General features: G+C 73.0%; 24 protein-coding genes. 15 read left to right on the forward strand and 9 right to left on the reverse strand.

The window, feature by feature from the left end:
* The first annotated feature begins 108 nt into the window (after positions 1–108).
* The 4 genes from ACWGJY_RS25085 (at position 109) to ACWGJY_RS25100 (ending at position 4,935) form a co-directional block, all read left to right on the forward strand.
* Complete coding sequence (locus ACWGJY_RS25085) at positions 109–1,548, forward strand: hypothetical protein (RefSeq protein ID WP_453263088.1); 1,440 nt, start codon at positions 109–111, stop codon at positions 1,546–1,548.
* A 338-nt stretch (positions 1,549–1,886) separates the two neighbouring features.
* A complete protein-coding gene (abc-f, locus tag ACWGJY_RS25090; protein ID WP_453263089.1) occupies positions 1,887–3,485 on the forward strand; it encodes a ribosomal protection-like ABC-F family protein in 1,599 nt (532 codons plus the stop codon).
* A gap of 335 nt (positions 3,486–3,820) precedes the next feature.
* A complete protein-coding gene (locus tag ACWGJY_RS25095) occupies positions 3,821–4,042 on the forward strand; it encodes a helix-turn-helix domain-containing protein (protein ID WP_006606369.1) in 222 nt (73 codons plus the stop codon).
* Between the two features lie 113 nt (positions 4,043–4,155).
* Positions 4,156–4,935 carry an enoyl-CoA hydratase/isomerase family protein gene (locus tag ACWGJY_RS25100; RefSeq protein WP_453263090.1) on the forward strand — a complete coding sequence of 260 codons (780 nt, stop codon included), beginning with the start codon at positions 4,156–4,158 and terminating at the stop codon, positions 4,933–4,935.
* A gap of 50 nt (positions 4,936–4,985) precedes the next feature.
* Here the strand turns inward: ACWGJY_RS25100 and ACWGJY_RS25105 are convergent, their stop codons facing one another.
* Positions 4,986–5,720 (reverse strand): hypothetical protein, encoded by a 735-nt coding sequence (locus ACWGJY_RS25105; RefSeq protein WP_453263091.1) that lies wholly within the window; start codon positions 5,718–5,720, stop codon positions 4,986–4,988.
* A gap of 222 nt (positions 5,721–5,942) precedes the next feature.
* Between ACWGJY_RS25105 and ACWGJY_RS25110 the strand changes: the two genes are divergently transcribed.
* The 5 genes from ACWGJY_RS25110 to amaP are packed head-to-tail and all read left to right on the forward strand — an operon-like array spanning position 5,943 to position 8,318.
* Positions 5,943–6,404: an Asp23/Gls24 family envelope stress response protein gene (locus ACWGJY_RS25110; RefSeq protein WP_453263092.1), complete on the forward strand. Its 462-nt coding sequence runs from the start codon at positions 5,943–5,945 to the stop codon at positions 6,402–6,404.
* A 36-nt stretch (positions 6,405–6,440) separates the two neighbouring features.
* Entirely contained in the window at positions 6,441–6,638 is a 198-nt protein-coding gene (locus tag ACWGJY_RS25115) for a hypothetical protein (RefSeq protein WP_453263093.1), read from the forward strand.
* Between the two features lie 6 nt (positions 6,639–6,644).
* Positions 6,645–7,037, forward strand: coding sequence for a hypothetical protein (locus ACWGJY_RS25120; protein ID WP_453263094.1), 393 nt, complete (start codon positions 6,645–6,647; stop codon positions 7,035–7,037).
* On the forward strand, positions 7,034–7,705 hold the full coding sequence (locus ACWGJY_RS25125) for a DUF6286 domain-containing protein (RefSeq protein ID WP_453263095.1): 672 nt from the start codon (positions 7,034–7,036) through the stop codon (positions 7,703–7,705). Before ACWGJY_RS25120 ends, ACWGJY_RS25125 begins: the two co-directional genes overlap by 4 nt.
* A gap of 7 nt (positions 7,706–7,712) precedes the next feature.
* Positions 7,713–8,318, forward strand: coding sequence for an alkaline shock response membrane anchor protein AmaP (gene amaP, locus ACWGJY_RS25130; protein WP_453263096.1), 606 nt, complete (start codon positions 7,713–7,715; stop codon positions 8,316–8,318).
* A 118-nt stretch (positions 8,319–8,436) separates the two neighbouring features.
* Here amaP and ACWGJY_RS25135 read toward each other — a convergent pair whose 3' ends face one another.
* From ACWGJY_RS25135 to ACWGJY_RS25160, 6 genes are all read right to left on the reverse strand, one after another.
* The gene (locus ACWGJY_RS25135; RefSeq protein ID WP_453263097.1) at positions 8,437–9,192 is read right to left on the reverse strand and encodes an SDR family oxidoreductase; all 756 of its coding nucleotides are present in this window, start codon (positions 9,190–9,192) and stop codon (positions 8,437–8,439) included.
* A gap of 4 nt (positions 9,193–9,196) precedes the next feature.
* Entirely contained in the window at positions 9,197–10,981 is a 1,785-nt protein-coding gene (locus tag ACWGJY_RS25140) for a glycoside hydrolase family 15 protein (RefSeq protein WP_453263098.1), read from the reverse strand.
* Between the two features lie 54 nt (positions 10,982–11,035).
* On the reverse strand, positions 11,036–11,989 hold the full coding sequence (locus tag ACWGJY_RS25145) for an SURF1 family cytochrome oxidase biogenesis protein (protein ID WP_453263099.1): 954 nt from the start codon (positions 11,987–11,989) through the stop codon (positions 11,036–11,038).
* Between the two features lie 110 nt (positions 11,990–12,099).
* Positions 12,100–12,333: a hypothetical protein gene (locus tag ACWGJY_RS25150; protein ID WP_453263100.1), complete on the reverse strand. Its 234-nt coding sequence runs from the start codon at positions 12,331–12,333 to the stop codon at positions 12,100–12,102.
* A gap of 63 nt (positions 12,334–12,396) precedes the next feature.
* Complete coding sequence (locus tag ACWGJY_RS25155; protein WP_453263101.1) at positions 12,397–13,431, reverse strand: DEDDh family exonuclease; 1,035 nt, start codon at positions 13,429–13,431, stop codon at positions 12,397–12,399.
* Between the two features lie 248 nt (positions 13,432–13,679).
* The gene (locus ACWGJY_RS25160) at positions 13,680–14,312 is read right to left on the reverse strand and encodes a TetR/AcrR family transcriptional regulator (protein WP_453263102.1); all 633 of its coding nucleotides are present in this window, start codon (positions 14,310–14,312) and stop codon (positions 13,680–13,682) included.
* A 127-nt stretch (positions 14,313–14,439) separates the two neighbouring features.
* On the opposite strand from ACWGJY_RS25160, the gene ACWGJY_RS25165 reads away from it, so the two are divergent.
* The 6 genes from ACWGJY_RS25165 (at position 14,440) to ACWGJY_RS25190 (ending at position 20,689) form a co-directional block, all read left to right on the forward strand.
* The gene (locus tag ACWGJY_RS25165) at positions 14,440–15,267 is read left to right on the forward strand and encodes an acetoacetate decarboxylase family protein (protein WP_453263103.1); all 828 of its coding nucleotides are present in this window, start codon (positions 14,440–14,442) and stop codon (positions 15,265–15,267) included.
* A gap of 13 nt (positions 15,268–15,280) precedes the next feature.
* On the forward strand, positions 15,281–16,606 hold the full coding sequence (locus tag ACWGJY_RS25170) for an amidohydrolase family protein (RefSeq protein ID WP_453263104.1): 1,326 nt from the start codon (positions 15,281–15,283) through the stop codon (positions 16,604–16,606).
* Positions 16,603–17,841 carry an amidohydrolase family protein gene (locus ACWGJY_RS25175; protein ID WP_453263105.1) on the forward strand — a complete coding sequence of 413 codons (1,239 nt, stop codon included), beginning with the start codon at positions 16,603–16,605 and terminating at the stop codon, positions 17,839–17,841. Before ACWGJY_RS25170 ends, ACWGJY_RS25175 begins: the two co-directional genes overlap by 4 nt.
* A gap of 150 nt (positions 17,842–17,991) precedes the next feature.
* Positions 17,992–18,903 (forward strand): sterol desaturase family protein, encoded by a 912-nt coding sequence (locus ACWGJY_RS25180; RefSeq protein ID WP_453263106.1) that lies wholly within the window; start codon positions 17,992–17,994, stop codon positions 18,901–18,903.
* A complete protein-coding gene (locus tag ACWGJY_RS25185; RefSeq protein WP_453263107.1) occupies positions 18,900–19,607 on the forward strand; it encodes a lysoplasmalogenase in 708 nt (235 codons plus the stop codon). Before ACWGJY_RS25180 ends, ACWGJY_RS25185 begins: the two co-directional genes overlap by 4 nt.
* Before the next feature lie 38 nt (positions 19,608–19,645).
* Complete coding sequence (locus ACWGJY_RS25190) at positions 19,646–20,689, forward strand: zinc-dependent alcohol dehydrogenase family protein (RefSeq protein ID WP_453263108.1); 1,044 nt, start codon at positions 19,646–19,648, stop codon at positions 20,687–20,689.
* Between the two features lie 212 nt (positions 20,690–20,901).
* On the opposite strand, the gene ACWGJY_RS25195 is transcribed toward ACWGJY_RS25190, so the two are convergent.
* Both ACWGJY_RS25195 and ACWGJY_RS25200 read right to left on the reverse strand, forming a co-directional pair.
* Positions 20,902–22,416: a S8 family serine peptidase gene (locus ACWGJY_RS25195; RefSeq protein WP_453263109.1), complete on the reverse strand. Its 1,515-nt coding sequence runs from the start codon at positions 22,414–22,416 to the stop codon at positions 20,902–20,904.
* A 205-nt stretch (positions 22,417–22,621) separates the two neighbouring features.
* On the reverse strand, positions 22,622–22,819 hold the full coding sequence (locus ACWGJY_RS25200; RefSeq protein ID WP_453263110.1) for a hypothetical protein: 198 nt from the start codon (positions 22,817–22,819) through the stop codon (positions 22,622–22,624).
* Positions 22,820–23,194: the final 375 nt, after the last annotated feature.

The following is a 23,194-nucleotide window of genomic DNA, read 5'->3' on the forward strand; positions in this document are numbered from 1 at the left end:
GGGACAACTCCGCTCATCACGGATGGGTCGGCCGGATGACGCGGCCCCGGCAGATCGCAAGCAGGGTTCCGATTGGGTTTTCGGGCCGACAGCGGCAACACTGCTCCTGTGACGTCCCGTACCCCGCGCGACTCCCGGCTCCGACTTGTCCCCCGTCAACCGGTTGCGGCCGCCCGCCGGGCGGTGACAACCCGGACCACGCGTCCGGCGCCCCGCCCACCCGAGGGCACACCGCCGCCCGCGGAGCTGGCCCGGCAGGCCCGCGCCGTGCTGGCCGGCGCGGCCCGCCTGGCCCGCTGGGCCGACGGCGCCGCCCTGCGCGCCGGCCCGGACGGAGCGCTGCCGAAGGCCGCCGCGGAACGCGCCGCCGAGGCCCTGCACCTGACGCCGCAGCAGGTCCGTACCGACTGGGACCGGGCCCGGCTCGCCGGACTCGTCGAGCTGCACGACGGGCTCGCCCGCCCCGGCTGGCGGCTGCGCGCCTGGGACCGCGACGACACGGCCGTGCTGCGCGGCTGGGTCGCGCTCTTCGACGCCTGGTCGCTGGCCCGTCCCGCACCGCCCGGCGCCGGCCCCGCGATAGTCGCCGAAGTCGTCGAGGCGCTGCCGCAGTTGCTGTCCCTGCTGCACCTGTCGGCCGGGCCCGTCCGGCTGCCGGTGCTGCTCGACATGCTGGACCAGCGCGTCGCCGAGCTGCGCACGGAACGCTGCGAGGTCCCCTACGGCCAGGACCCGGCCCCGGGCGGCACCGACGACGCCCCCGCGGCGGCCGACGACGCCGCGGGGGCGTCGCTGGCCGAGCTGCTGGGCTGGGCGCTGGACGCCCTGCTGACCGTCGGCGCGCTGGTGCCGCGGGAGGGGTCGCGCGACGGTGTCCACGAGGCCTTTCACGACGCGTCCGAGGCGCAGCTGACACCGCTCGGCAACTGGTCGGTGTGGGTCAAGCTGGAGCAGATCTGCGTCGCCGCCCAGAGCCCGGCCGGCCATATCGAACAGTCCGCGGAGGCGATGCTCCGCGGCTGCGCCCGGCTCACCCCCGGACCGGCCCGTACCGAGTACCGCGCCTGGCTCGCCGCCCGCTCCGTCGGCGCCGCCGTCGAGGAGCTGCTGACCGTGGCCCGCGGCGAGGATGCCCTGCTGCGCGGCCTGGCCTTCGAGGCGCTGCGGGCGGTCGGCGCCCCGGCCGAGCCCGCCGTACGGGCCGCGGCCGACGAGCCGGGCCTGCGGCCGTACGCCCTGCTGTGGCTGGTCGAGCACGAGGGCGGCGACCCGGAGACCGCGCCCGATGTCCTCACCCGCGAGGAGTCGACCTGGCTGTGGGTGGACACCGCGGCGGCCGTCGCCGACCACGGCGAGGCCCAACTGCTGGTGCGGCACCTCGATTCGGCGGTCCAGGGCTCGGTGCCGCGCCTCCTGGAGGAGGTACGCGCCGTCGGGCACCCCCGTACCGTCCAGGTGCTGGTGGCGCTGGCCGCGGCCCACCCGGACCCGGCGCTCGCCAAGGCCGTGCGGCGGGCCGCGTTCCAGGTCCACACGGGCGGCACCTGAGGGCCGCGGCGGCCGGCCGGGGAACCCTTCCCCGCGGCGTGGCCCGAGGTGTTCTGCTGAGACCTGCCTCACAGTCCCGCGGCAGGGCCGGGCCCGGCGCCCGCCGCCGCCCCGCCCCGCCGCCGCAGCTCCGTGCGTCGCGGCGCGGGCCGCTGCGAACGGGCGGCCGCGCGGCGGGCCCCACGGGGCCGGTGCCGTCGGCCGCCGTCCGGAAAAGTATTTGCACAGGGCCGTTAGACTGCCTCCCATGGCAGTTCTCCCTTGGGTTCATTAGACGGCGCAGCCCGCTCTCGGACCGTCCGTCCAATCCGCCGTCTTCCTGCCCTGGAGCTTTTTCCGTGATCACCGCCTCCGGCCTTGAGCTGCGCGCCGGCGCCCGCATCCTCATCGAGTCCGCTTCCTTCCGTATCGCCAAGGGCGACCGCATCGGCCTGGTCGGCCGTAACGGCGCCGGCAAGACGACCCTCACGAAGGTGCTGGCGGGCGAGGGCATCCCCGCCGCCGGCACGGTCACCCGCTCCGGCGACGTCGGCTATCTGCCGCAGGACCCGCGCACCGGCGACCTCGACGTGCTGGCCCGCGACCGCATCCTGTCCGCCCGCGATCTGGACTCCGTGCTCCGCAAGATGCGCGAGAACGAGGACCGGATGGCCAACGGCAAGGGCGCCACCCGCGACAAGGCGATGAAGAAGTACGAGCGCCTGGAGACCGAGTTCCTGACCAAGGGCGGGTACGCCGCCGAGGCGGAGGCCGCGACCATCGCCGCCAGCCTCGGACTGCCGGACCGCATCCTCGGCCAGCCGCTCCACACGCTCTCCGGCGGTCAGCGCCGCCGCGTCGAGCTGGCCCGGATCCTGTTCTCGGACTCCGACACCCTGCTGCTCGACGAGCCGACCAACCACCTCGACGCCGACTCCATCGTCTGGCTGCGCGACTACCTCAAGACCTACCGCGGCGGCTTCATCGTCATCTCGCACGACGCCGACCTGGTCGAGACCGTCGTCAACAAGGTGTTCTATCTCGACGCCAACCGCTCGCAGATCGACATCTACAACATGGGCTGGAAGCTCTACCAGCAACAGCGCGAGGCCGACGAGAGGCGCCGCAAGCGTGAGCGGCAGAACGCCGAGAAGAAGGCCGCGGCCCTCAACTCGCAGGCCGACAAGATGCGGGCCAAGGCGACCAAGACCGTCGCCGCGCAGAACATGGCCAAGCGCGCCGACAAGCTGCTGGCCGGCCTGGAGGCGGTGCGGGCCTCCGACAAGGTCGCCAAGCTGCGCTTCCCGGACCCGGCCCCGTGTGGCAAGACCCCGCTCACCGCCGAGGGGCTGTCGAAGTCCTACGGCTCCCTGGAGATCTTCACCGACCTCGACCTGGCCATCGACAAGGGTTCCCGGGTCGTCATCCTCGGCCTCAACGGCGCGGGCAAGACCACCCTGCTGCGGCTGCTGGCCGGCGTCGAGACCCCGGACACCGGCGAGGTCCGCCCCGGGCACGGCCTCAAGCTCGGCTACTACGCCCAGGAGCACGAGACCCTGGACCCGGACCGCACAGTCCTGGAGAACATGCGCTCGGCCGCCCCGGACATGGACCTGGTCGCCATCCGCAAGACGCTGGGTTCCTTCCTTTTCTCCGGGGACGACGTCGACAAGCCCGCCGGGGTGCTCTCCGGCGGCGAGAAGACCCGCCTCGCCCTGGCCACGCTGGTCGTCTCCTCCGCCAATGTGCTGCTGCTCGACGAGCCCACCAACAACCTCGACCCGGCCAGCCGCGAGGAGATCCTCGGCGCGCTGCACACCTTCACGGGCGCCGTGGTCCTGGTGTCGCACGACGAAGGAGCGGTGGACGCGCTGGAGCCGGAGCGCATCATCCTGCTGCCCGACGGCGTCGAGGACCTGTGGGGCCAGGACTACGCGGACCTGGTCGCGCTGGCCTGATCACGGCGGATGGATCATGCCGTATGGATCATTCGGCCGATGTGTGATCCATCATCTGAGTGAGAACGGCTCGTACAACGGCGAGTCTGCGGCATACGGCCGGGTCCTTGGGGCCCGGCCGTCACCATTTCGGCGGCATACCGCCTGACCTGCCACTTCTTCCGGAAAGTCGGGCTCGGGCAGCCTCCCGGGCAGGCGGAATAAGGGATTCCGCCCCGCGTGAGCGGGCGCCGGACGGCAAAGGATGTCGTACTGACCCCGCGGAATGGGTGGCCAGGAAGCCGGGGAGGGGTGATCATGAGAGTCCAGAGCGCACTTCCCACGAGGAGGCACGGGTGGCCGAGACTCTGAAGAAGGGCAGCCGGGTAACCGGCGCCGCGCGCGAGAAGCTCGCGGCAGACCTGAAGAAGAAGTACGACTCCGGTGCGAGCATCCGGGCGCTGGCCGAGGAAACCGGCCGCTCCTACGGATTCGTGCACCGGATGCTGAGCGAATCCGGTGTGGTCCTGCGCGGTCGCGGCGGAGCCACGAGGGGCAAGAAGGCCGCATCGGCCTGACGGCTGCGACTCCGGGTGCAGCGGTGTCCCCCCGGCCGGCTGAGCAGTCGGCCGGGAGGTTACCGTTCAGTCACTTACGCACGCAGGTGCGGCCGGCTGACTCGGAGACGCTCATGACTCTGCTCGACAAGGACGGTGTGCGACTCACCGTTGACGGTGCGATCGCCACGGTGACCCTCGCCAACGCAGCGAAGCGCAATGCGCAGTCGCCGGCCATGTGGCGGGCGCTTGCCGAGGCGGGCTCGCTGCTGCCGGGAAACGTGCGGATCGCGGTGCTGCGTGGTGAGGGCACGTCCTTCTCCGCCGGCCTCGACCGCAAGGCGTTCACGCCCGAAGGCTTCGACGGCGAGCCGTCGTTCATCGATCTGGCGCGCGGCACGGACACTGACCTCGATGCCACGATCGCCGAGTACCAGGAAGCATTCACCTGGTGGCGGCGCAATGACCTGGTGTCCATCGCCGCCGTGCAGGGGCACGCCATCGGCGCGGGCTTCCAGCTCGCCCTGGCCTGCGATCTGCGGGTGGTCGCGCCGGACGTCCAGTTCGCCATGCGCGAGACCAGCCTGGGACTCGTACCGGACCTGACCGGTACCCACCCCCTGGTCGGGCTGGTGGGCTACGCGCGGGCGCTGGAGATCTGCGCCACCGGGCGCTTTGTGCATGCCGAGGAGGCCGAGCGGATCGGCCTGGCCCATCTGGTGGTGCCCGCCGACCAGCTCGATGCCGCGGTGGGCGACCTGGCGGCCGCGCTCACCGCCGCGCCCCGGGACGCCGTGATCGAGACCAAGGCCCTGCTGGCCGGCGCCGCGGGCCGTACGTACGAGGAGCAGCGCAGCGCCGAACGGGCCGCGCAGGCCCGCCGGTTGCGCGACCTCGCCGGCGTGGGGGAGTAGCCCCGCCGCACCCGCCCCGGCTCTGACGGCGTAGCCGCCGGGCGCGCCCGTCAGCCCTGGTCCACGGCGGTGACCAGCACGGCAACCGTCGACGGCGCCGCCGGTGCCGCCGCCACCGCCCGCCGCACGGCGCAGGAGACATCCAGCGCCCGGTAGCGGGGCGCGGTCGCCAGCTGGATCAGCACATGCCCGTCGGTGAACCGCACCGGACGGGAGGGCCCGCCGAGTACCGGGGCCAGCCGGGCCACACCCGCCACGCCCCGCGCGACGGCGATGACCCCCGCCGGACCCTCCTGTGCCGCCCCCGTCCGGTCATCCGTCACAGGGGTGGCGGCGGGGCCTTCCGCACGGGCGGGCGGCGCCCCCGCGGTGGCCGCCCCGGCCCCGTCCGCCGCCAGCAGCCCGCTGACCCGCAGATCCACCGTGCTCACCACCAGTCCCAGTGCCCGGAACGACGCCTCCAGCAGCGCGGTGCGCACCTGGCCGGCGAGGGCGGGCAGCGGCCGGCCGGCGGCCGCTGCGAAGTCCGCCTCGATCCGCAGCGGACCGGGCGGCAGTGCGCTCGGCGGCGCCGGCGCCGCGGGCTGTGGGGCGTGGCCGGGGTCGGCGACGGACAGCCGCAGCGTGCCGACGCGTACCCCGGCCGGTGTCCCGGCGGCCGCCCGCAGCGCCCCGACCGCCGCCTGCTCGGTGATCCATGACCCGTCCGCGGGCCCGCCGAGCGGTAGCACCCGGCCGATGCCGAGCTGCGCCCGCACCGCCTGCGCCAACTGGTTCGCGGCCACCGCGTCACCCCTTTCCCGGCAGGTCACCGGACCTGTTCCCGGACACGTCCCGGACAACTCCCCCAGCCTGCCGCAGACCGGCCCGAACGGCAGGGCGGTGTGCCGGACGGCGCCGTGAGGACACTCCCCTGCCACGTCCCCGGAGCGGCCCGGCGGAAGCGGACCTACTGTGGGCAACGGAGCGGGCGGACCGCTTCTCCTCGCGGAAAGGGACGTACGGCGATGAGCGAGAGCCAGCAGCATGCGGAGGCGCCCCGGACTCCCGTCAAGCGGGGCGGCGGCGACCCCGCGACCCGTGGGCGGACCACCATCGCCGACGGTGTCGTGGAGAAGATCGCCGGTCTGGCGGCCCGGGACGTCCTCGGTGTGCATGCCATGGGCAGCGGCTTCGCCCGTACGCTCGGCGCCGTACGCGACCGGGTGCCCGGCAGCGGCCGGTCCGCGACCGTGACCCGCGGGGTCAAGGCCGAGGTCGGCGAGGTGCAGACCGCGCTGGACCTGGAGATCGTGGTCGACTACGGCGTCGCCATCGCGGATGTCGCGCGCACCGTCCGGGAGAACGTCATCTCCGCCGTGGAGCGGATGACGGGCCTGGAAGTCGTCGAGGTCAATATCGCGGTCAGCGACGTCAAGCTGCCCGACGAGGAAGACGAAGAAGAGGGACCGGAGACACGGCTCCACTAGCCGGGCCCGTCCGGAGTGGTAGCGAAGGAGCGCACGATGAGCATGGCCGTGGTCGGCCTCTTGGCCGGTATGGCGCTGGGCTTCGCCGGATACTTCGGTGGCTTCGGCGCCTTCGTGCTGGTGGCGGCGCTGGGCGCCATCGGCTTCGTGGCCGGCAGATTCCTGGACGGGGATCTGGAAGCCGGCGATTTCTTCCGTCCGCGCAGCCGCGACCGCGACGACCGGCGGCGGTGAAGCCCGGTGGCGACGGTGTCCCCGGCCGCCGCGGCCGCTGCCGTGGCGGCGGGTGAGCGCGGTGCGACCAGAATCGCGGACCGGGTGGTGGCGAAGATCGCCGCGCAGGCGGCCCGGGAGGCGCTGCGCGGGGAGTCCCCGCAGGCCCGCACGGACGCGCATGCGACGGTGACGGTGCACCGGCGCGATGACCGTGAGCACTTCGGCGAGGCGCGGGTGCGGATCGCCGTGGAGCTGGGCTACCCCTGTGACATCGGCGCGCAGTGCCGGGTGGTGCGCCGTCAGGTCGCCGAGCGGGTGCAGGCGTTGGCGAGCATGGAGGTGCCCGAGGTCGCGGTGGAGGTCGAGCGGCTGCACTCGCCGCTGCTGGACCGTACGGACCGCGGGAGGGTGCGATGAGCGACGACGACGCGCAGCCGCCGGACACCCGGCGGCTGCCCACCCTCGGCACCACACCGGACACGACGGCCGGGGAGGACACACCGTCCGCCCCGGGCGAGACCGCCACGGGCACCGCGGACGGCGGCCGGACCGGGCGCTTCTGGTCGGAGCGGCGGGTACCGGCCGCCGTGGTCGCGCTGGTGCTGCTGGCCGCCGCCGGGCTGCTGCTCTACGACGTGGTCGCGGTGCGCGCCCACCGTCCCGCCATGGCCTGGCGCCGGCGGCTCGCCCGTGAACTGGCCACCCGTCATCTCGACAACCCCTGGGTGCTGGGCGCCGCCGCGGTCGCCGTGGTGCTCGGTATCTGGCTGATCGTGCTGGCCCTCACCCCCGGGCTGCGCCAGGTGCTGCCGATGCGGCGGGCGGCACCGGACGTCCGGGCCGGGCTGGACCGGGCGGCCGCCGCGCTGGTGCTGCGCGACCGCGCCATGGAGGTCGCCGGCGTCCAGTCCGTACGGATGAAGGTCAGCCGGCGCAAGGCCTCGGCGCGCGCCGTGTCCCACTTCCGCGAGCTGGCCGAGGTCCGTGCCGACCTCGATGCCGCCCTCGGTGCGGGCCTGCGGCAGCTGGGGCTGGCCCGCCGGTTCGGTCTGGCCGTACACGTCCGGCGCCCGAAGAAGAGGTGAGCGAGTCATGCGCAGGGTCCGCAGAACGGTCAACCGGGTGCTGCTCGGCCTGACCGGTGTGGTGCTGTTCGGCACCGGTGGCCTGGTGCTGTTCGGCGGCCTCGGCCTGCCCGCGAAATGGCATCTCCGCCTGCCCGCCCACTGGCCCTGGTCGCGCCCCGACGACGTGCTGCTCTCCGCGCACCAGCGCACCCGTTTCACCGGCCAGGGCTGGTTCTGGCCGGCCGTGATCGCCGTCCTGGCCGTCTTCGTGCTGCTGATGCTGTGGTGGCTGCTGGCGCAGCTGAGGCGGCACCGGCTGAACGAGATCCTCGTCGACAGCGGCGACGGCGAGGGCGCCGCGCTGCGCGGCCGGGCGCTGGAGGATGCCTTCGGGGCCGAAACGGAGTCGCTGGCAGGCGTCGACCGGGCCGGTGTGCGGCTGACCGGCCGCCGGCGCGAACCGCGGGTCCGGGCCCTGCTGGCCCTCGCCCCGCACGCCGACCCGGGGACCGTGGTCCGGCGCCTGTCGGACGAGGCGGTGGCCCATGCCCGCCGCTCGGCCGGGCTCGGCCGGCTGCCGGCGGACGTCCGGCTGCGCGCGGTCAAGCACCGGCCCGAGCGGGTCAGTTAGAGCCGACGGGAGCGGAGCGGTGGGGCCCGGCCCGAGGGGGCCCGCCCGAGTGCGATGGTGCGGCCAGGCCCGAGCGGGCCGGTGAAGGCCGGTCCGGCGGATCGCGGCGGGCTCCCCGTCAGAAGCCGTGCAGGGCCCCGCCGTTCACCGGCACCATCACGCCGGTGACATACGACGCGGCCGGCGACAGCAGGAACGCCGCGACCCGGCCGAACTCCTCCGGCGTGCCGTAGCGGCCCAGCGGGATCGAAGCGGAGTGAGCGGCGCGAGTGCCCTCCGGGTCGCCGGAGAGCGCGTCGAGCCGGGTCATCCGGTCGGTGGCGATCCGGCCGGGCACCACGCCGACGACGCGGATGCCGCGCGGGCCCACCTCGTTGGCGAGCGACTTCGCGAAGCCGGCGAGACCGGGGCGGAGCCCGTTGGAGAGGGTCAGACCGGGAATCGGCTCATAGACCGAGCCGGACAGCACAAAGCCGATCACGCCGCCCTCGGCCAGCTCGGCGGCGGCCGTACGGGCCATCCGTACCGCACCGAGGAAGACCGACTCGAAGGCCGCCCGCCACTGGTCGTCGGTGTTGTCGGCGGCGGTGCCGGGCGGCGGGCCGCCCACGCTGATGAGTACGCCGTCCAGGCGGCCGTAGCGTTCCCGGGCCGCGGCCACCAGGCGGTCGGGGGCGTCCGCGTCGGCATTGTCGGCCGCCACCCCCAGGGCGCGTTCGCCGAGCGAGGCGGCGGCCGCGGCCGCGCTCTCCTCGGTGCGTCCGGTGATCACCACGTGGGCGCCGTCGGCGGCCAGCTCCCGGGCGGTGGCGAAGCCGAGGCCCCGGGTCGCCCCGGTGACGAGATACGTCCGGTCGGTGAGTCCAAGGTCCATGGCCCTAGTCTGCCCTTGGCCCGTCCTGCAGACCGAAGGCGGTCCCCACCAGGCCGATATGGCTGAACGCCTGCGGGTAGTTGCCCAGCTGGCGTCCGGCGGCCGGGTCGTACTCCTCGGCGAGCAGCCCCACGTCGTTGCGCAGGTCCAGCAGCCGTTCGAACATCTCCCGGGCCTCCTGCCGCCGGCCGCTCAGCTGCAGCGCATCGGCGAGCCAGAACGAGCAGACCAGGAAGGTGCCCTCGCCGCCCGGCAGCCCGTCGACCGAGCCGCCCTCGGTGCTGTAACGGCTCACCAGTCCGTCATGCGTCAGCTCGCGGCGCACGGTGTCGATGGTGCTCAGGACCCGTGGGTCGTTGCCCGGCAGAAAGCCGACCCGGGGGATCAGCAGGGTCGCGGCGTCCAGTTGCGGGGAGCCGTAGCACTGGGTGAAGGTGCCGCGGTCGGCGTCGTAGCCGCGCTCGCACACCTCGCGGCGGACCTCGTCGCGCATCGCCCGCCACCGTTTGACGTCCCCGCCGAACTTCGGGTTCGCCTCGATCGCCCGCACCGCCCGGTCGGCCGCCACCCAGGCCATGACCTTGGAGTGCACGAAGTGCCGGCGCGGCCCGCGGATCTCCCACAGCCCCTCGTCGGGGTCGCGCCAGGTGGACTCCAGGTAGTCCACCAGCGCGCGCTGGATGTTCCAGGCGTGCGCTTCCGACGCCAGCCCGGCCGTGCGCGCGATGTGGAAGGAGTCGAGGACTTCCCCGTAGACATCGAGCTGACGCTGTTCGACGGCGGCGTTGCCGATGCGTACGGGCACGGAGTCGGCGTATCCGGACAGCCACGGCAGCTCGGCCTCCGGCAGCCGCCGCTCACCGGCCAGCCCGTACATGATCTGCAGATCGTCGGGGGCGCCGGCCACCGTGCGCAGCAGCCAGTCCCGCCAGGCGCCGGCCTCCTGAAGATATCCGGCGGACAGCAGGGAGTTCAGGGTGAGGCTGGCGTCGCGCAGCCAGCAGTAGCGGTAGTCCCAGTTGCGTACGCCGCCCAGCTGCTCGGGCAGCGAGGTGGTGGGGGCCGCGACGATGCCGCCGGTGGGCGCGTAGGTGAGCGCCTTGAGGGTGATCAGCGAGCGGATCACGGCCTCGCGGTACGGCCCCTTGTAGCGGCAGCGCGCGGACCAGGTGTGCCAGTCCTCCAGGGTGTCCTGGAGCGCCTCGTACGGGTCGATCTGGACCGGCCGGGGCTCGTGCGAGGGGTGCCAGGTCAGGACGAACGCGGTGCGCTCGCCCGCGGCGACGGTGAAGTCCGAGCGGGTGCTGAAGTCCTTGCCGTAGGTGCTGCCTTGGGAAGGGGTGCGCAGCCACACGGAGTCCGGCCCGGCGACCGCCACCCGGCAGCCCTCGGTGGCCCGCACCCAGGGCACCACCCGCCCGTAGTCGAACCGCAGCCGCAGCACACCGCGCATCTCGACGCTGCCGCTGAGGCCCTCGACGATCCGTACGACATCGGGCTGCTGGTCGCGCTGGGGCATGAAGTCGATGACCCGGACGCTGCCCGTAGGGGTCTGCCACACGGTGTCGAGGATCAGCGAGTCGCCGCGGTAGGAGCGCTCGGCGCGGGCCTCGGAGGAGCGGGGGGACAGCCGCCAGTGGCCGTTTTCCTTGCCGCCGAGGAGCGCGGCGAAGCAGGCCCCGGAGTCGAAGCGGGGCAGGCACAGCCAGTCGATGGAGCCGTCGCGGCCGACGAGTGCGGCGGTCTGCAGATCGCCGATGAGCGCATAGTCCTCGATATGTGGGTGCACTCAGCGACTTTTCCCGCCCGGCCGGTGCGCCACGCAAGGTGGCGGCTGTACGGGCTACGGGCCGGCCGGGACCGGTGGCGCGTCCTCGCCGGCCGCCCCGGTCTCCGCCGAGCCGGCGGATGCGGCGGATGCGGCGACCGGCCCGCCGGCCGGTGTCTCCCCGGTGTCCCGGGGCTCCCCGGTGTCCGCGGCATCCTCGGTCTCCGGGGCCTCCTGGGGCTCCCCGGTGTCCGCGGCCTCGCGGGCCTCCTTGGCCGCGGCCGCCACCCGGTCACTGCGCTCCCGGCGGACGAGGATGATCCAGCCGACCGGCACCGCCGCCGCGAACAGCCACCACTGGACCGCATATGCCATGTGCGGGCCGATGGAGTCGTGGTCCGGCTCGGGGACCAGCTCCGGCTTGCCGCCGGGCGGCTTGGGACCGGTCTGCTCGATATAGCCGCCGAGCGTCGGCCGGCCGATCCGCTTCGCCTGCTCCTTGCTGTTGATCAGCATGATCTGGCGAGGGGGCAGGCCCTTGGTGTCCTTGATTCCGCTGTACGCGGTGGTCTCGTCGGCCATCATCCGGCCGGTCACGGTGACCTTGCCCTTGGGGACGGCCGGGACGTCCGGGAACTTGGTGAGGTCGTCGCCGGCCGAGATCCAGCCGCGGTTGACCAGGACGGCCCTGCCGTCGCCGAGGATCAGCGGGGTCAGCACGTAGTAGCCGATGCTCTGCTCGTCGGCGGCGGTGCGCTGGCGGACCACGACCTCGTGCGCGGTGTCGTAGGTGCCGGTGGCGGTGACCGTGCGCCACATGTCGTGGCCGGGCAGATCACGGCCGGGGGCGGCCAGCTCGGTGACCGGCACCGGCCTGGCGGCCAGGCTGCTCGCGATCAGCTGGTTCTGCGCGACCTTGTGCTCATGGCGGTGGAGCTGCCAGAAGCCCAGCTTGATCATGACGGGGATCAGCACGAGAGCCACGAGGGTGAGGATCACCCACTGCCGGGACAACAGGAAGCGGTACACGGCTTCGACGGTACCTGGGGCGCCCCGGCCCCCGAGCCGGGGGTCCCCCCAGTGGTGGCCGGGGGAGGGTGCGGCCGGACCCTTGGCCCCGGTCCGGCGCACCGGATGGCTCAGACCCGGTCGACGATGCCCACCCTCCCGTCCGACCGCGCACAGTGCGCACCGCAGTACCACTGCCCGACGGCCTCGACGCCCTGGCCGATGATCTGGCACCGGCAGTGCTCACAGATCGGCGCCATGCGGTGGATGGCGCAGGCGAAACAGTCGAAGACATGCACCGCGCCCTGCGCATGCACCTCGAACGTCATGCCGTATTCGTTTCCGCAGACCTCACAACGTGCCATGCGCCACAGGGTGCGGGCGGCGCTCCCGTGTGGCGAGGTGCCGGCGGGTGTGTTGGGCGGGCTTCACCCGGACGCAGGCTTCGCAGCTGGTTCCACGTCTTGCAGCAACTGCATGAAGGCCGCCTCGTCGATCACGACCGTGCCGTACGAGGCGGCCTTGGCGGTCTTGGAGGTCCGTGCGTCGGGGTCGTTGGTCACCAGCAGGCTGGTCAGCCGGGACACGCTCGTGGCGACATGGAGGCCGGCCTCGATCGCCCGGTCCTCCAGCAGCTCGCGGTCCACGGACGTGTCGCCCGAGAAGGCGACCCGCATCCCCTGGATGAGCCGGCCGCCCGCCTTGTAACGCCCCGGGTTGGGGTACGGACATGCCGGGCGCTTGCGGGACGGCCGCCAGGACGTGGGGCGGTAGGACGCAGCGGTGGCGTGCTGCCGGGGCGCGGGGGCGTCCGACCACTCCGTCAGCGGCTGGCAGCTCAGCAGCGGCAGCCGCAGATTCTCCTGTGCGGCCCGCCGCAAACTGGGACGGAACGCCTCGGCCAGCACCCGGGCGTCGTCCAGCGCATGGTGAGCGCGCTCCTGCACGACCCCGTAATGGGCGGCGAGGGACTCCAGCTTGTGATTGGGCAGCGGCAGCCGCAGCTCCTTGGACAACGCGATGGTGCACAGCCGCTGCTCCACCGGCGCGCTCGCCGCGGCGCGGGCATATTCGCGGGCGATCATCGACCAGTCGAACATGGCGTTGTGCGCGACCAGCACCCGGTCCGCCAGGCGCCGGGACAGCTCCGGGACGATCTCCGGGAAGAGCGGGGCATCGGCGAGCACGGCGCTGGTGAGCCCGTGGATCCAGACCGGCCCCGGGTCCCGCTGCGGGTTGACGAGGGTGTACCAGTGGTCCTGGACCTCGCCGTGGGCGTCGAGTTGGTACACGGCTGCGGAGATGATCCGGTCGTCGCGGGCCAGGCCCGTGGTCTCGACGTCGACCACCGCGTATCCCTCGGGATAGGCGGGCGGCCAGGGAGCCGGCGGCGTCTGCGGGCCCGGCTGCTGCCCGATCTTCGGCGCGATGGGGTCGGCTGCTGCCATGCGGTCTTCGAGCATGGTCACTGAGGATACGGGCCGCCACCGACAGCCACCGAACCGACATGGGGCGCACGGGCCGGCCGCGCGCCCGCCCCGCCCGTAGTCCGGGGGCCGGCACCGGAGTTGACGCCGGGGCGGAGTCCGCGGGCCCTGACAAGCCCGGGGCCTTGACGAGTCGGGGCCTCGGTGGGTCGGGACCTCGGTGGGTCGGGACCTCGGCGGGTCAGGGCCCCGCCGGGTCCGGACCCCGCGGGGGAGCGGCCACTTCAGGAGCCGGGCTCCGCGGGGGACAGCAGCGAGGTCACCAACGCCTCCAGCGAGACGAGGAACAGCCGCTCGGTGTCGACCGGGCCGGCCAGCGCGCGGGCCAGTGCCGGATCGTGCCCGGCGGTGGGGGAGTCCCACAGCTCGCCCTCGTTCGGATGCTGCGCGGGCGACCGGGCGCGGTTGCGCTCGACCAGCACAAAGCCGACGACCTGGAACTGGACGGCCCGCACCGCCTCGGCGGCCGTCCCGCCGCGCAGCCCGGCGGCGTGCATCTCATGGACCAGCGCCTGCTGTGCGGGCAGGAACATCCGCTCCGTCAGACCGCGTTCGTGCACCATCGCGATCAGCTGCGGGCGCTCACGCAGCGCCGTGTGCAGGGCGCGGGCCACCGACACGATGCGCTCATGTGGGGTGCGTCCGGCGGGGCGGATGCCGCCCATCTCCCGGACGGTGCGTTCGACGAGGGCGTCCAGGAGGGACTCGCGGTTGCCGACGTGCCAGTAGATGGAGGTGACGGCGGTGCCCAGTTCCGTGGCGAGGCGCCGCATGGTCAGCGCCGCCGGGCCGTGCGCCCGCACCAGCCGGGCGGCGGCCTCCAGCACCTCTTCGCCGGTCAGCGCGGTACGTGTCATATTCCCCTCTCTATCCCCCAACTCCCTTGTGCGCAAGGCCCTTTACCCTTCGGCCCGCCTGGTGTAACAGTGTTACAGACGTCTCGCGCAACCCCTGTGAGCCACCGACGACGAAGGGTGGTACGCCATGGCACGCATACGCTACGGAGCGCGCACCGAGGCGGAGATCGCCGCGGCGCGCACCGCGAGCACCCGGCTCCCCGGCATCTGGTCCACCGGTGTGGTAGCCGTCTGGGAGAGTGATCCGGACGCGGTCGCGGCCGTCCTGCCCCCGCCGCTCGTCCCCACCGGGCGCCCGCTGGTCCGCGTCACCATCAGCACGGTCGCGCTGTCCGGCCGCCCCCTGGGTGCGGGCTCGGTCGCCGTGGCGGCCGCGCACCGGGACGTCGAGGGCTGGTATCCGCTGGTCATGCCGATGACCCACGAGCGGGCCCTGACCGGCGGCCGGGAGGTCTTCGGCGAACCCAAGAAGCTGGGCGAGGTCACCGTCGAACGCGACGGCCCGGTCGTGCGCGCCGCGCTCGCCCGGCACGGCATCGCCTTCGTCGAGATCCGCGGCGCGGTGAGCGGCCCGCTGCCGGTCCCGGAGCCGTCCCGGAAGACCGACTTCTACTTCAAGTTCCTGCCCGCCGTGGACGGTTCGGGATTCGACGGCGACCCGGTGCTGGTGCACTGCCTGCGCCACGAGAAGGTCCGCACCCTGGAGCGGATCACCGGCGATGTCGTCCTCCGGGAGTCGGTGTACGACCCCGTGGCCGACCTCCCCGTACGCACCCTCGTCGAGCTCACCCTCGGCGAGAAGACCACCGACCAGCGGGGCCGGGTCGTCGAGCGGGTCAGCGCCCCCGCCCTGCTGCCGTACGTCCACCAGCGCTACGACGACCCACACCAGATGTTCGACGGACCGCCCGCGGGGAGCGCTCCGGAGCACGTCATCCTCGAACCGGACGACTGAGGGAGGTTCCGCCATGACGGACCCACAGAGCCCCACGGACCGGCCGGACGCGCAGGACGCCCCGCGCGCGCCCTACCTGATCATCTCCTCCGACTGCCACGCCGGGCTCCCCACCGAGGGGTACCGCCCCTACCTCGACGCCCGTTTCCACCGCGCCTTCGACGAGTTCCTCGGGCAGCGCGACGCCCGTCGCGCCGAAGCCACCCGCCTCGGCATCCGCAACGACGCCTTCGCCGAACGGTGGTTCCGCGACCACGAGGAGGGCCTGCGCGGTGGCTGGGACCCCGCACAGCGCATCAAGGAACTCGACGGCGACGGGGTGGCGGCGGAGGTCGTCTTCCCGGACGCGGACGCCGTCGACAGCGGTACGGCGGCCCCCTTCGGCGTGGGCCTCGGCCTCTCCGGCGACCAGGACCCGGACCTCGGTATGGCGGGTGCGCAGGCGCACAACCGCTGGCTCGCCGACTTCGTCTCCGTACACCCCGAACGGCACTGCGGAGTGGCCCTGTTGCCGGTCACCGCCGGGACCGACCGGGTCGTGGCCGAGATCCACCGCGCCAAGGAGTCCGGACTCGGTGCCCTGATGATCCCCGCCATGTGGGGCGGCCGGGAGCCGTACCACGACCGCCGCTACGACCCGGTGTGGGCGGCCGCCGCCGAGTGCGCGATGCCGGTGCTGACCCACTCCGGGGCGACGCCCCGCCACGAGTACGGCGACCACCTCGGGATCTTCGTCTCCGAGGTGACCTGGTGGCCGGCCCGCCCCCTGTGGTTCCTGCTGTGGTCCGGCGTCTTCGAACGCCACCCGGGCCTGAGGTTCGGCATCGCCGAATCCGGCTGCTGGTGGCTGCCCAACCTGCTGTGGTTCATGGACCGCCTGTACCTCGGCTCCCACGGCGGCAAGAAGCTCTCCCCGTTCGAGGCACTCAAGCGCCCGCCGCACGAGTACCTGGACCGGCAGGTCTTCGTCTGCGCCACCAACACCAAACGCCGCGAGCTCGCCCAGCGCTACGAGATCGGCGTCGGCAACATCCTCTGGGGCAGCGACTTCCCGCACCCCGAAGGCACCTGGCCCGACACCCGCGCCTGGCTGAAGAACACCTTCCACGACATTCCGGTCACGGAGACCCGCCGGATGCTCGGCCTGTCCGCCGCCGGGGCCTTCGGCTTCGACACCGCCGCGCTGGCGCCGCTGGCCCGGCGCATCGGCCCCACACCGGCCGAACTCGGCCAGAGCGCCGACCAGCCGGCGGTCGAGGCCTCCTGGGCCCGCTCGCGCGAGGTGGGCCGCCACTGGCTGACGGACCACGACTTCCCGGTACTGGGGGCAGCACAATGAACCGTACGGCCGACGACCGCTACACCGTCATCTCCGCCGACTGCCATGCCGGCGCCGACCTCCTCGACTACCGGCCGTACCTGGAATCCCGGTACCACGAGGCCTTCGACGCCTGGGCGGCGGCCTACGTCAACCCGCACGAGGACCTGGTCGCCGACACCGCCGACCGCAACTGGAACTCCGGCCGCCGGCTGGCCGAACTGGAAGCCGACGGCATAGTCGCCGAGGTCGTCTTCCCCAACACCATCCCGCCGTTCTTCCCCGGCGCGGCCCTGGTGGCCCAGGCGCCCACCGGCGAGGAGTTCGCACAGCGCCGGGCGGGCCTGCGCGCCCACAACCGCTGGCTCGCCGACTTCTGCGCCGACGCACCCGGCCGCCGCGCCGGGGTCGCCCAGATCCTCCTCCACGATGTCGACGAGGCCGTACGGGAAGTCCGCCGCGCCAAGGCGGCGGGCCTCACCGGCGGCATCATGCTCCCCGGCACCCCGCCCGGCTCCGGCCTGCCCGAACTCCACTCGGAGCACTACGACCCCCTCTGGGCGGTCTGCGCGGAACTGGAGGTCCCCGTCAACCATCACGGCGGCTCGGCCTCCCCGCCGCTCGGTGACGAACCGGCCGCGCGCGCCGTCTTCATGGTCGAGACGACCTGGTTCTCCCACCGGGCCCTGTGGCACCTGATCTTCGGCGGCGCCTTCCGCCGCCACCCCGGTCTCCGCCTGGTGCTGACCGAACAGGGCTCCGGCTGGATCCCCGGCGTCCTGGACATGCTGGACTACTACCACGGCCGGATGGTCGCGACCGCGTCCCGGTCGGCCACCGCCGAGTCGCGGTTCGGCACCGGCCTGGCGGCGGCCATGGGCGGCTCCCCGTCCGCGATCTGGCGCGAGAACTGCTTCGTGGGAGCCAGCTTCATGCGCCCGCACGAAGTCCCGCTCCGCCACCGCATCGGCCTCGACAAGATCATGTGGGGCAGCGACTACCCCCATGACGAGGGCACCCACCCGCACTCCCGCGAGGCCCTCCGGCTCGCCTGCGCCGGCGTACCGGCCGACGAGACCGCGGCCATGCTCGGCACCAACGCGGCCCGCGTCTACGGCTTCGACCTCACCCGCCTCGCCCCGCACGCCGCCCGCGTCGGCCCCACCGTCGCCGAACTCGCCACACCCCTGGAGAAGATCCCCCCGGACGCCACCAGCCCGGCGTTCGCCCGGGGCGGGTCGGTGCGGGTGTGGTGAGTGCGGCACGGTCCGGCTCGTATGCGGCGTGCCCCGTCCCTGACGGGGCACGCCGCGGAGCCTGCGGCCCGGCAGCTGACATCACGTCTTACATACTTCTCAGTAACAACCCCTAGCGGCACCGCTGTCCACGCCTTTATGGTGCGGTGCATGCCGCACCTACCCGATGTCGTGTTGTGGTCCGTACCTGCCTTCGTTCTGCTCACCGTGGTGGAGATGGTGAGCTATCGCCTGCATCCCGACGAGGATGCGGAGGGATATGAGGCCAAGGATGCCGCCACCAGCGTCGGCATGGGCCTGGGCAGCCTGGTGTTCGATGCGCTGTGGAAGATCCCCATCGTGGCGATCTACGCCGCGGTCTACGAACTCACCCCGCTGCGGATACCCGTGGTCTGGTGGACGCTGCCGCTGATGCTGCTCGCCCAGGACTTCTTCTACTACTGGTCGCACCGTGGCCACCACGTCATCCGCGTCCTGTGGGCCTGCCATGTGGTGCACCACTCCAGCAAGAAGTTCAATCTCACCACCGCCCTGCGCCAGCCCTGGACGACCTGGACCGTCTGGCCGTTCTACGTCCCGATGATCGCCCTCGGCGTGCATCCGGCCGTGATCGCCTTCACCTCCGGGGCCAACCTCGTCTACCAGTTCTGGGTGCACACCGAGCGGGTCGGCACACTGCCCCGGCCCTTCGAGTTCGTGCTCAACACCCCGTCCCACCACCGCGTCCACCACGCCTCGCAGGGTGGCTACCTGGACCGCAACTACGGCGGGATCCTGATCGTCTGGGACCGGATGTTCGGCTCGTTCACCGCCGAGACCGAGCGGCCGGTCTACGGACTCACCAAGAACATCGAGACCTTCAACCCGCTGCGGGTGGCCACCCATGAGTACGCCGCCATCGCACGCGACATCCGGGCCGCGGACAGCTGGCGCGAGCGCGCCGGGCGGGTGTTCCGCGGGCCGGGCTGGCAGCCGGCCGAGCGGGCCGGCGCGGGCGCGGCCCCGAAGGCCGCCCGGCCGGGAGCCGAGGCGCGCACCTCCGTCGAGGAGCCGGCCGCGTGAGGGCACGGTGGCCGCGGGCCGTCCGGCCGCTGCTGGGGGTCTTCGCCGTACTCGCCGTCGTGCACCTGGGGGCACTGCTCGGGGACATCACGGCCGTCGAGCGGTTCACCAAGCCCGCGCTGATGCCGGTGCTCGCCGGATATGCGCTGGCGCGCGGCGGCCCCCCGCTGCTCGCCGGTGCGCTGCTGTGCGGCTGCGGCGGCGACACCTTCCTCCAGACCGGCGGGGACCTCGCCTTCCTGGCGGGGATGGGCTCGTTCGCCGCGGGGCACGTCTGCTACCTGCTGCTGTTCGCCCGGCACGGGGCGGCGCCCGGGGACGGACGGCTCTCGCGCACGGCCGCGGCCGGTGCCGCCTATGCCGTGCTGCCGGCCGGCACGATGGTGCTGCTGTGGCCGGACCTCCCGGCCGGTCTGCGCATCCCGGTCGCCGGCTACTGCCTGCTGCTCACCGCGATGGCGTTCGGCGCGCTGCGGGCGGGCCCGTGGGCCGCGGCCGGCGGACTGCTCTTCCTGCTCTCCGACACCCTGATCGCAAGTGGTATTGCGCACTGGCCGCAGCTGCCGGTCCCGCAGTTCTGGATCATGTCCACCTACCTCGCGGCCCAGTACGCGCTGGCCGGCGGCGTGCTGCGCTCCGCCGCGACGGCTCCCCGGTCCGCAGCCCGCCGGGCGCAGACCCCGCGGACGGCAGGCGTACCGTAACCGGGTACACCCTCCGGATAGCCAAGGAAGCCGCCCGCATGCGCGCCACCACCATTCACGCCCCCCACGACATCCGCATCGACGAGGTCCCCGACGCCGCCGTCCTCAAACCCCACGACGCCGTGGTGCAGGTGCTGCGGGCCTGTATCTGCGGCAGCGACCTGTGGGCGTACCGTGGCCAGGCCGAGCGTGAGACGGGGCAGCGGATCGGCCATGAGTTCCTCGGTGTGGTCGCCGAGACCGGCGCCGAGGTGTCCGGCCTCGCCGTCGGCGACCTGGTGGTGGCGCCCTTCATGTGGTCGGACGGCCGCTGCGAGTACTGCGCCGACGGTCTGACCACCTCCTGCGTGGACGGCGGTTTCTGGGGCGAGCCCGGCTCCGACGGCGGCCAGGGCGAGGCCGTCCGGGTGCCGTACGCCGATGCCACCCTGGTCAGGCTGCCCGCCGAAGCCGCGGGCGACGACCGCCTGCTCACCGGCCTGCTGGCGCTCTCCGACGTCCTGGGCACCGGCCACCACGCGGCCCTCGGCGCGGGCGTACGGCCCGGCTCGACGGTCGCGGTGGTCGGCGACGGCGCGGTCGGTCTGTGCGGGGTGCTGGCCGCCAAGCGGCTGGGTGCCGAGCGGATCATCGCCCTCGGCCGCCATCAAGCACGGACCGATATCGCCCGGACCTTCGGTGCCACCGATGTGGTCGCCGAGCGCGGCGAGGCGGCCGTCGCCGCGGTCCGCGAGCTGACCCGCGGTCAGGGCGCCCACGCCGTCATCGAAGCGGTCGGCACCGAGCAGTCGATGCGCACCGCGGTCGGCATCACCCGGCCCGGCGGCGCCATCGGCTGGGTCGGTGTCCCGCACGGCAGCGGCAGCGGTCTGGACATGCGTGCCCTCTTCGACCACAACATCGCCGTCCGCGGCGGCGTGGCCCCGGTCCGCAGCTACATACCCGAGCTCCTCCCCGACATCCTGAACGGCACCCTCGACCCCGCGCCGGTCTTCGACCTCACCATCGACCTGGCGGGCGTCCCGGACGGCTACCGCGCCATGGACGACCGCACCGCCCTGAAGGTGCTGGTCAAGCCCTGAGCGGGGGCCGGCGTTCGCCCCAGGAGCGCCCCACCCCGCCCGGCGCGGGCGCCGTGGACCGGCCCGGGGCCTTCCTCGGCCGCAACCCGGCCTGACCCGCCCGCCCCGGGCCCCGCGCACACCGCAACAAAGAGGGCCGGGTGACGCCGTTGGTTCCAGTGGTCGTCGCAGCACCCGGCCCTTCCCCGTAACTCCCTTTGCCAGTAAGGGAGTTACTTCTTCACCGCATCCAGCGCATCGACGATGCCATAGCCGTAGTGGCTGTTGAGATGCTTGGTGCCGGTGCAGGTCGTGTCATCCGTGGGACAGCCGGGGTTGTCCGCCTGCTCCTTGAGGAGCCACTGGATCTCCTGCGGGCTGGACTTCGGGTGGGCACTCTTGAGCAGCGCCGCGACGCCGGCGACATGGGGGGTCGCCATGGACGTGCCGGCCAGGTAGGCCCAGTCGCCGCCCGGCATGGTGGAGAGGATGTTGCCGTTCTTGGCGGGCAGCTCGGGCACCTGCCGGGAGTCACCGCCCGGCGCGGCCACATCGATCTGGCCCAGGCCGTAGTTCGAGTAGGAGGACCTGAGCTTGTTGACGCCGGTCGCCGCGACCGTCACCGTGCCCGGCAGCTGGGTGGGCACGTCCCAGCAGGTCTTCGGGTTGATGGTGCGCTCGACCGGGGTGGAGTCGTTCGGGCTGGAAGCGTCGGGAAGCTGCGGCGCCGCCAGGTCGAGGTGGGAGTTGCCCGCCGCGGCGATGTTGATCGCCCCCTTGCGCTGGGCGTAGCTCGCCGCCCGGCCCACCGCGTCAATGATGGCGGCCTGGTCCGCGTCGTTCTTGCAGTTGAACATCCACGGGTCGACGTAGTAGCTGTTGTTGGTGACCTCGACGCCGTGATCGGCCGCGAAGACGAAGGCGCACACCACGCTCTCGGCGTAGAAGAGGCTCGTCTCCGGCTCGCTGACCTTGATGGCGGAGATCTTCACGCCGGGCGCGACACCGGCCACACCGATGCCGTTACGAGCCGCGGCGATCGTGCCCGCGACATGGGTGCCGTGGTAGTCGGTGTCAGGGTTCCAGGGACGCCAGGCACCCTTGGAGGTATCGGCCACCCCGCCCACGCAGTTGGCGGACTGCTTCGCGGAGAAGTTGGCCTTCAGGTCGGGGTGGGTGTCGTCCACACCGGTGTCGATGATGGCGACGGTGACGTTCCTGCTGCCCGGGTTCACCTTCGCGGCCTGGTCGGCCTTGATGGCGGGCAGGTCCCACTGCAGCGGTTCGAGCGGCTCCTCGCCGTTCGCCTTCGCCGCCTTGCCGGCCGCCATGAGCTGGGACTTCGACAGGTCGATCTTCTGCGGTCTGCCGACGTCGGTGGTGCCCTGTGCCTTCAGCGGCGCGGTGCGGGTCGCACCCGCCGACTGCACTCCCGGCACCGTCCGCAGGGAGGCGGCGAACTGCGGGTTGGCCGAGTGGACGACGATCACGCCGATCTGCTCATGGGCGATGACCACCTTCCCGCCGGCCCTGGCTATCGCCTTCTCCACCTTGCCGACCGCGGCGTGGCCGGGGGTGGTGTTGACGACGTAGGAGAGCAGCGGGCCGTCGGCCGTGGCCGCGGCGGCCGGGGCGGAGTCCTGGGACGCGGCGGTGGCCGCGTTCGGGAGGAAACCGAGGGACGCCGTCAGAGCCAGTCCGAGCGGTACGGCCAGCGCCCGCATGCGTCTGGATCGGGGAGGTGCCATGGATACTCCACATCATCCGTGAGACCGCCCGCACACGGAGTGCGCACGGGCGGATGCCATGCGAGGTGAAGCTATCGGCGATCACTCGTGTGCAGCAATGGAATGCGGCGAAAAAACGGGGAGAAAACCCGCCAGGAGTGTGGAATTGATGGCGCGTCAGCCAATGTCGGCATCGTTCTGAGCGCGCCCGGCCGTCAGGGGCCGGTCAGCCGTGGCGCCGTAAGGCGGTGATGCTCAGCGGGGGCAGCGCGATCCGCGGGCCGTACCAGCGGCGTGCGGCCGTGGCCGTCCCCGGCCGTGGCTGTGACGGGGTGACGGTGAGCGGCGCCGGCAGCCGGATGCTGCCGTAGGGGCGCCGACGGGGAGCGGGTGGCTGCGGGGCCTGCTGGGGCGGCGGGTTCACACCGGGCTCAACGAAGCGCCCCGCGCACGGTGGCGGCCGTCGCGGCCATTCCCCCCGGATTCTTCTGGGATTCAACCAACGCGCCCCTGTCGCATCGTGTGAGGCGCCTCCACGGCACGTGATCTGCATCACTTGCGTGAGCTTTACCGCCGGTCCGGGCCTCGCCCGTGCCGATCCGCCCGACCGGCTCCGGGACCCGACCCTTCGCGTCAGGAGATTCCGTGAGCGCCGCACCGACCCTCGATCCGGGGACGCACGAGCCGCGGGGGGGGGGGGGGGGGGGTGGAGACGAAGGCGCCCCCCCCCCCCCCCGGGGGGGAGCCCCCCCCGAGTGGGCAGACACCCGGCGGGCGGGCGGGAGTGTGAAGGAACCCG

The sequence above is a fragment of the Streptomyces sp. NPDC054765 genome (genome assembly GCF_053612065.1).

Bases quoted from the DNA above. Each gene is read 5' to 3' on its own strand.
- ACWGJY_RS25100 (WP_453263090.1), top strand. From the start codon at position 4,156: ATGACTCTGCTCGACAAGGACGGTGTGCGACTCACCGTTGACGGTGCG.
- ACWGJY_RS25110 (WP_453263092.1), top strand. From the start codon at position 5,943: ATGAGCGAGAGCCAGCAGCATGCGGAGGCGCCCCGGACTCCCGTCAAG.
- ACWGJY_RS25115 (WP_453263093.1), top strand. From the start codon at position 6,441: ATGAGCATGGCCGTGGTCGGCCTCTTGGCCGGTATGGCGCTGGGCTTC.
- ACWGJY_RS25125 (WP_453263095.1), top strand. From the start codon at position 7,034: ATGAGCGACGACGACGCGCAGCCGCCGGACACCCGGCGGCTGCCCACC.
- amaP (WP_453263096.1), top strand. From the start codon at position 7,713: ATGCGCAGGGTCCGCAGAACGGTCAACCGGGTGCTGCTCGGCCTGACC.
- ACWGJY_RS25135 (WP_453263097.1), bottom strand. From the start codon at position 9,192: ATGGACCTTGGACTCACCGACCGGACGTATCTCGTCACCGGGGCGACC.
- ACWGJY_RS25150 (WP_453263100.1), bottom strand. From the start codon at position 12,333: ATGGCACGTTGTGAGGTCTGCGGAAACGAATACGGCATGACGTTCGAG.
- ACWGJY_RS25155 (WP_453263101.1), bottom strand. From the start codon at position 13,431: ATGCTCGAAGACCGCATGGCAGCAGCCGACCCCATCGCGCCGAAGATC.
- ACWGJY_RS25160 (WP_453263102.1), bottom strand. From the start codon at position 14,312: ATGACACGTACCGCGCTGACCGGCGAAGAGGTGCTGGAGGCCGCCGCC.
- ACWGJY_RS25165 (WP_453263103.1), top strand. From the start codon at position 14,440: ATGGCACGCATACGCTACGGAGCGCGCACCGAGGCGGAGATCGCCGCG.
- ACWGJY_RS25170 (WP_453263104.1), top strand. From the start codon at position 15,281: ATGACGGACCCACAGAGCCCCACGGACCGGCCGGACGCGCAGGACGCC.
- ACWGJY_RS25175 (WP_453263105.1), top strand. From the start codon at position 16,603: ATGAACCGTACGGCCGACGACCGCTACACCGTCATCTCCGCCGACTGC.
- ACWGJY_RS25180 (WP_453263106.1), top strand. From the start codon at position 17,992: ATGCCGCACCTACCCGATGTCGTGTTGTGGTCCGTACCTGCCTTCGTT.
- ACWGJY_RS25190 (WP_453263108.1), top strand. From the start codon at position 19,646: ATGCGCGCCACCACCATTCACGCCCCCCACGACATCCGCATCGACGAG.
- ACWGJY_RS25195 (WP_453263109.1), bottom strand. From the start codon at position 22,416: ATGGCACCTCCCCGATCCAGACGCATGCGGGCGCTGGCCGTACCGCTC.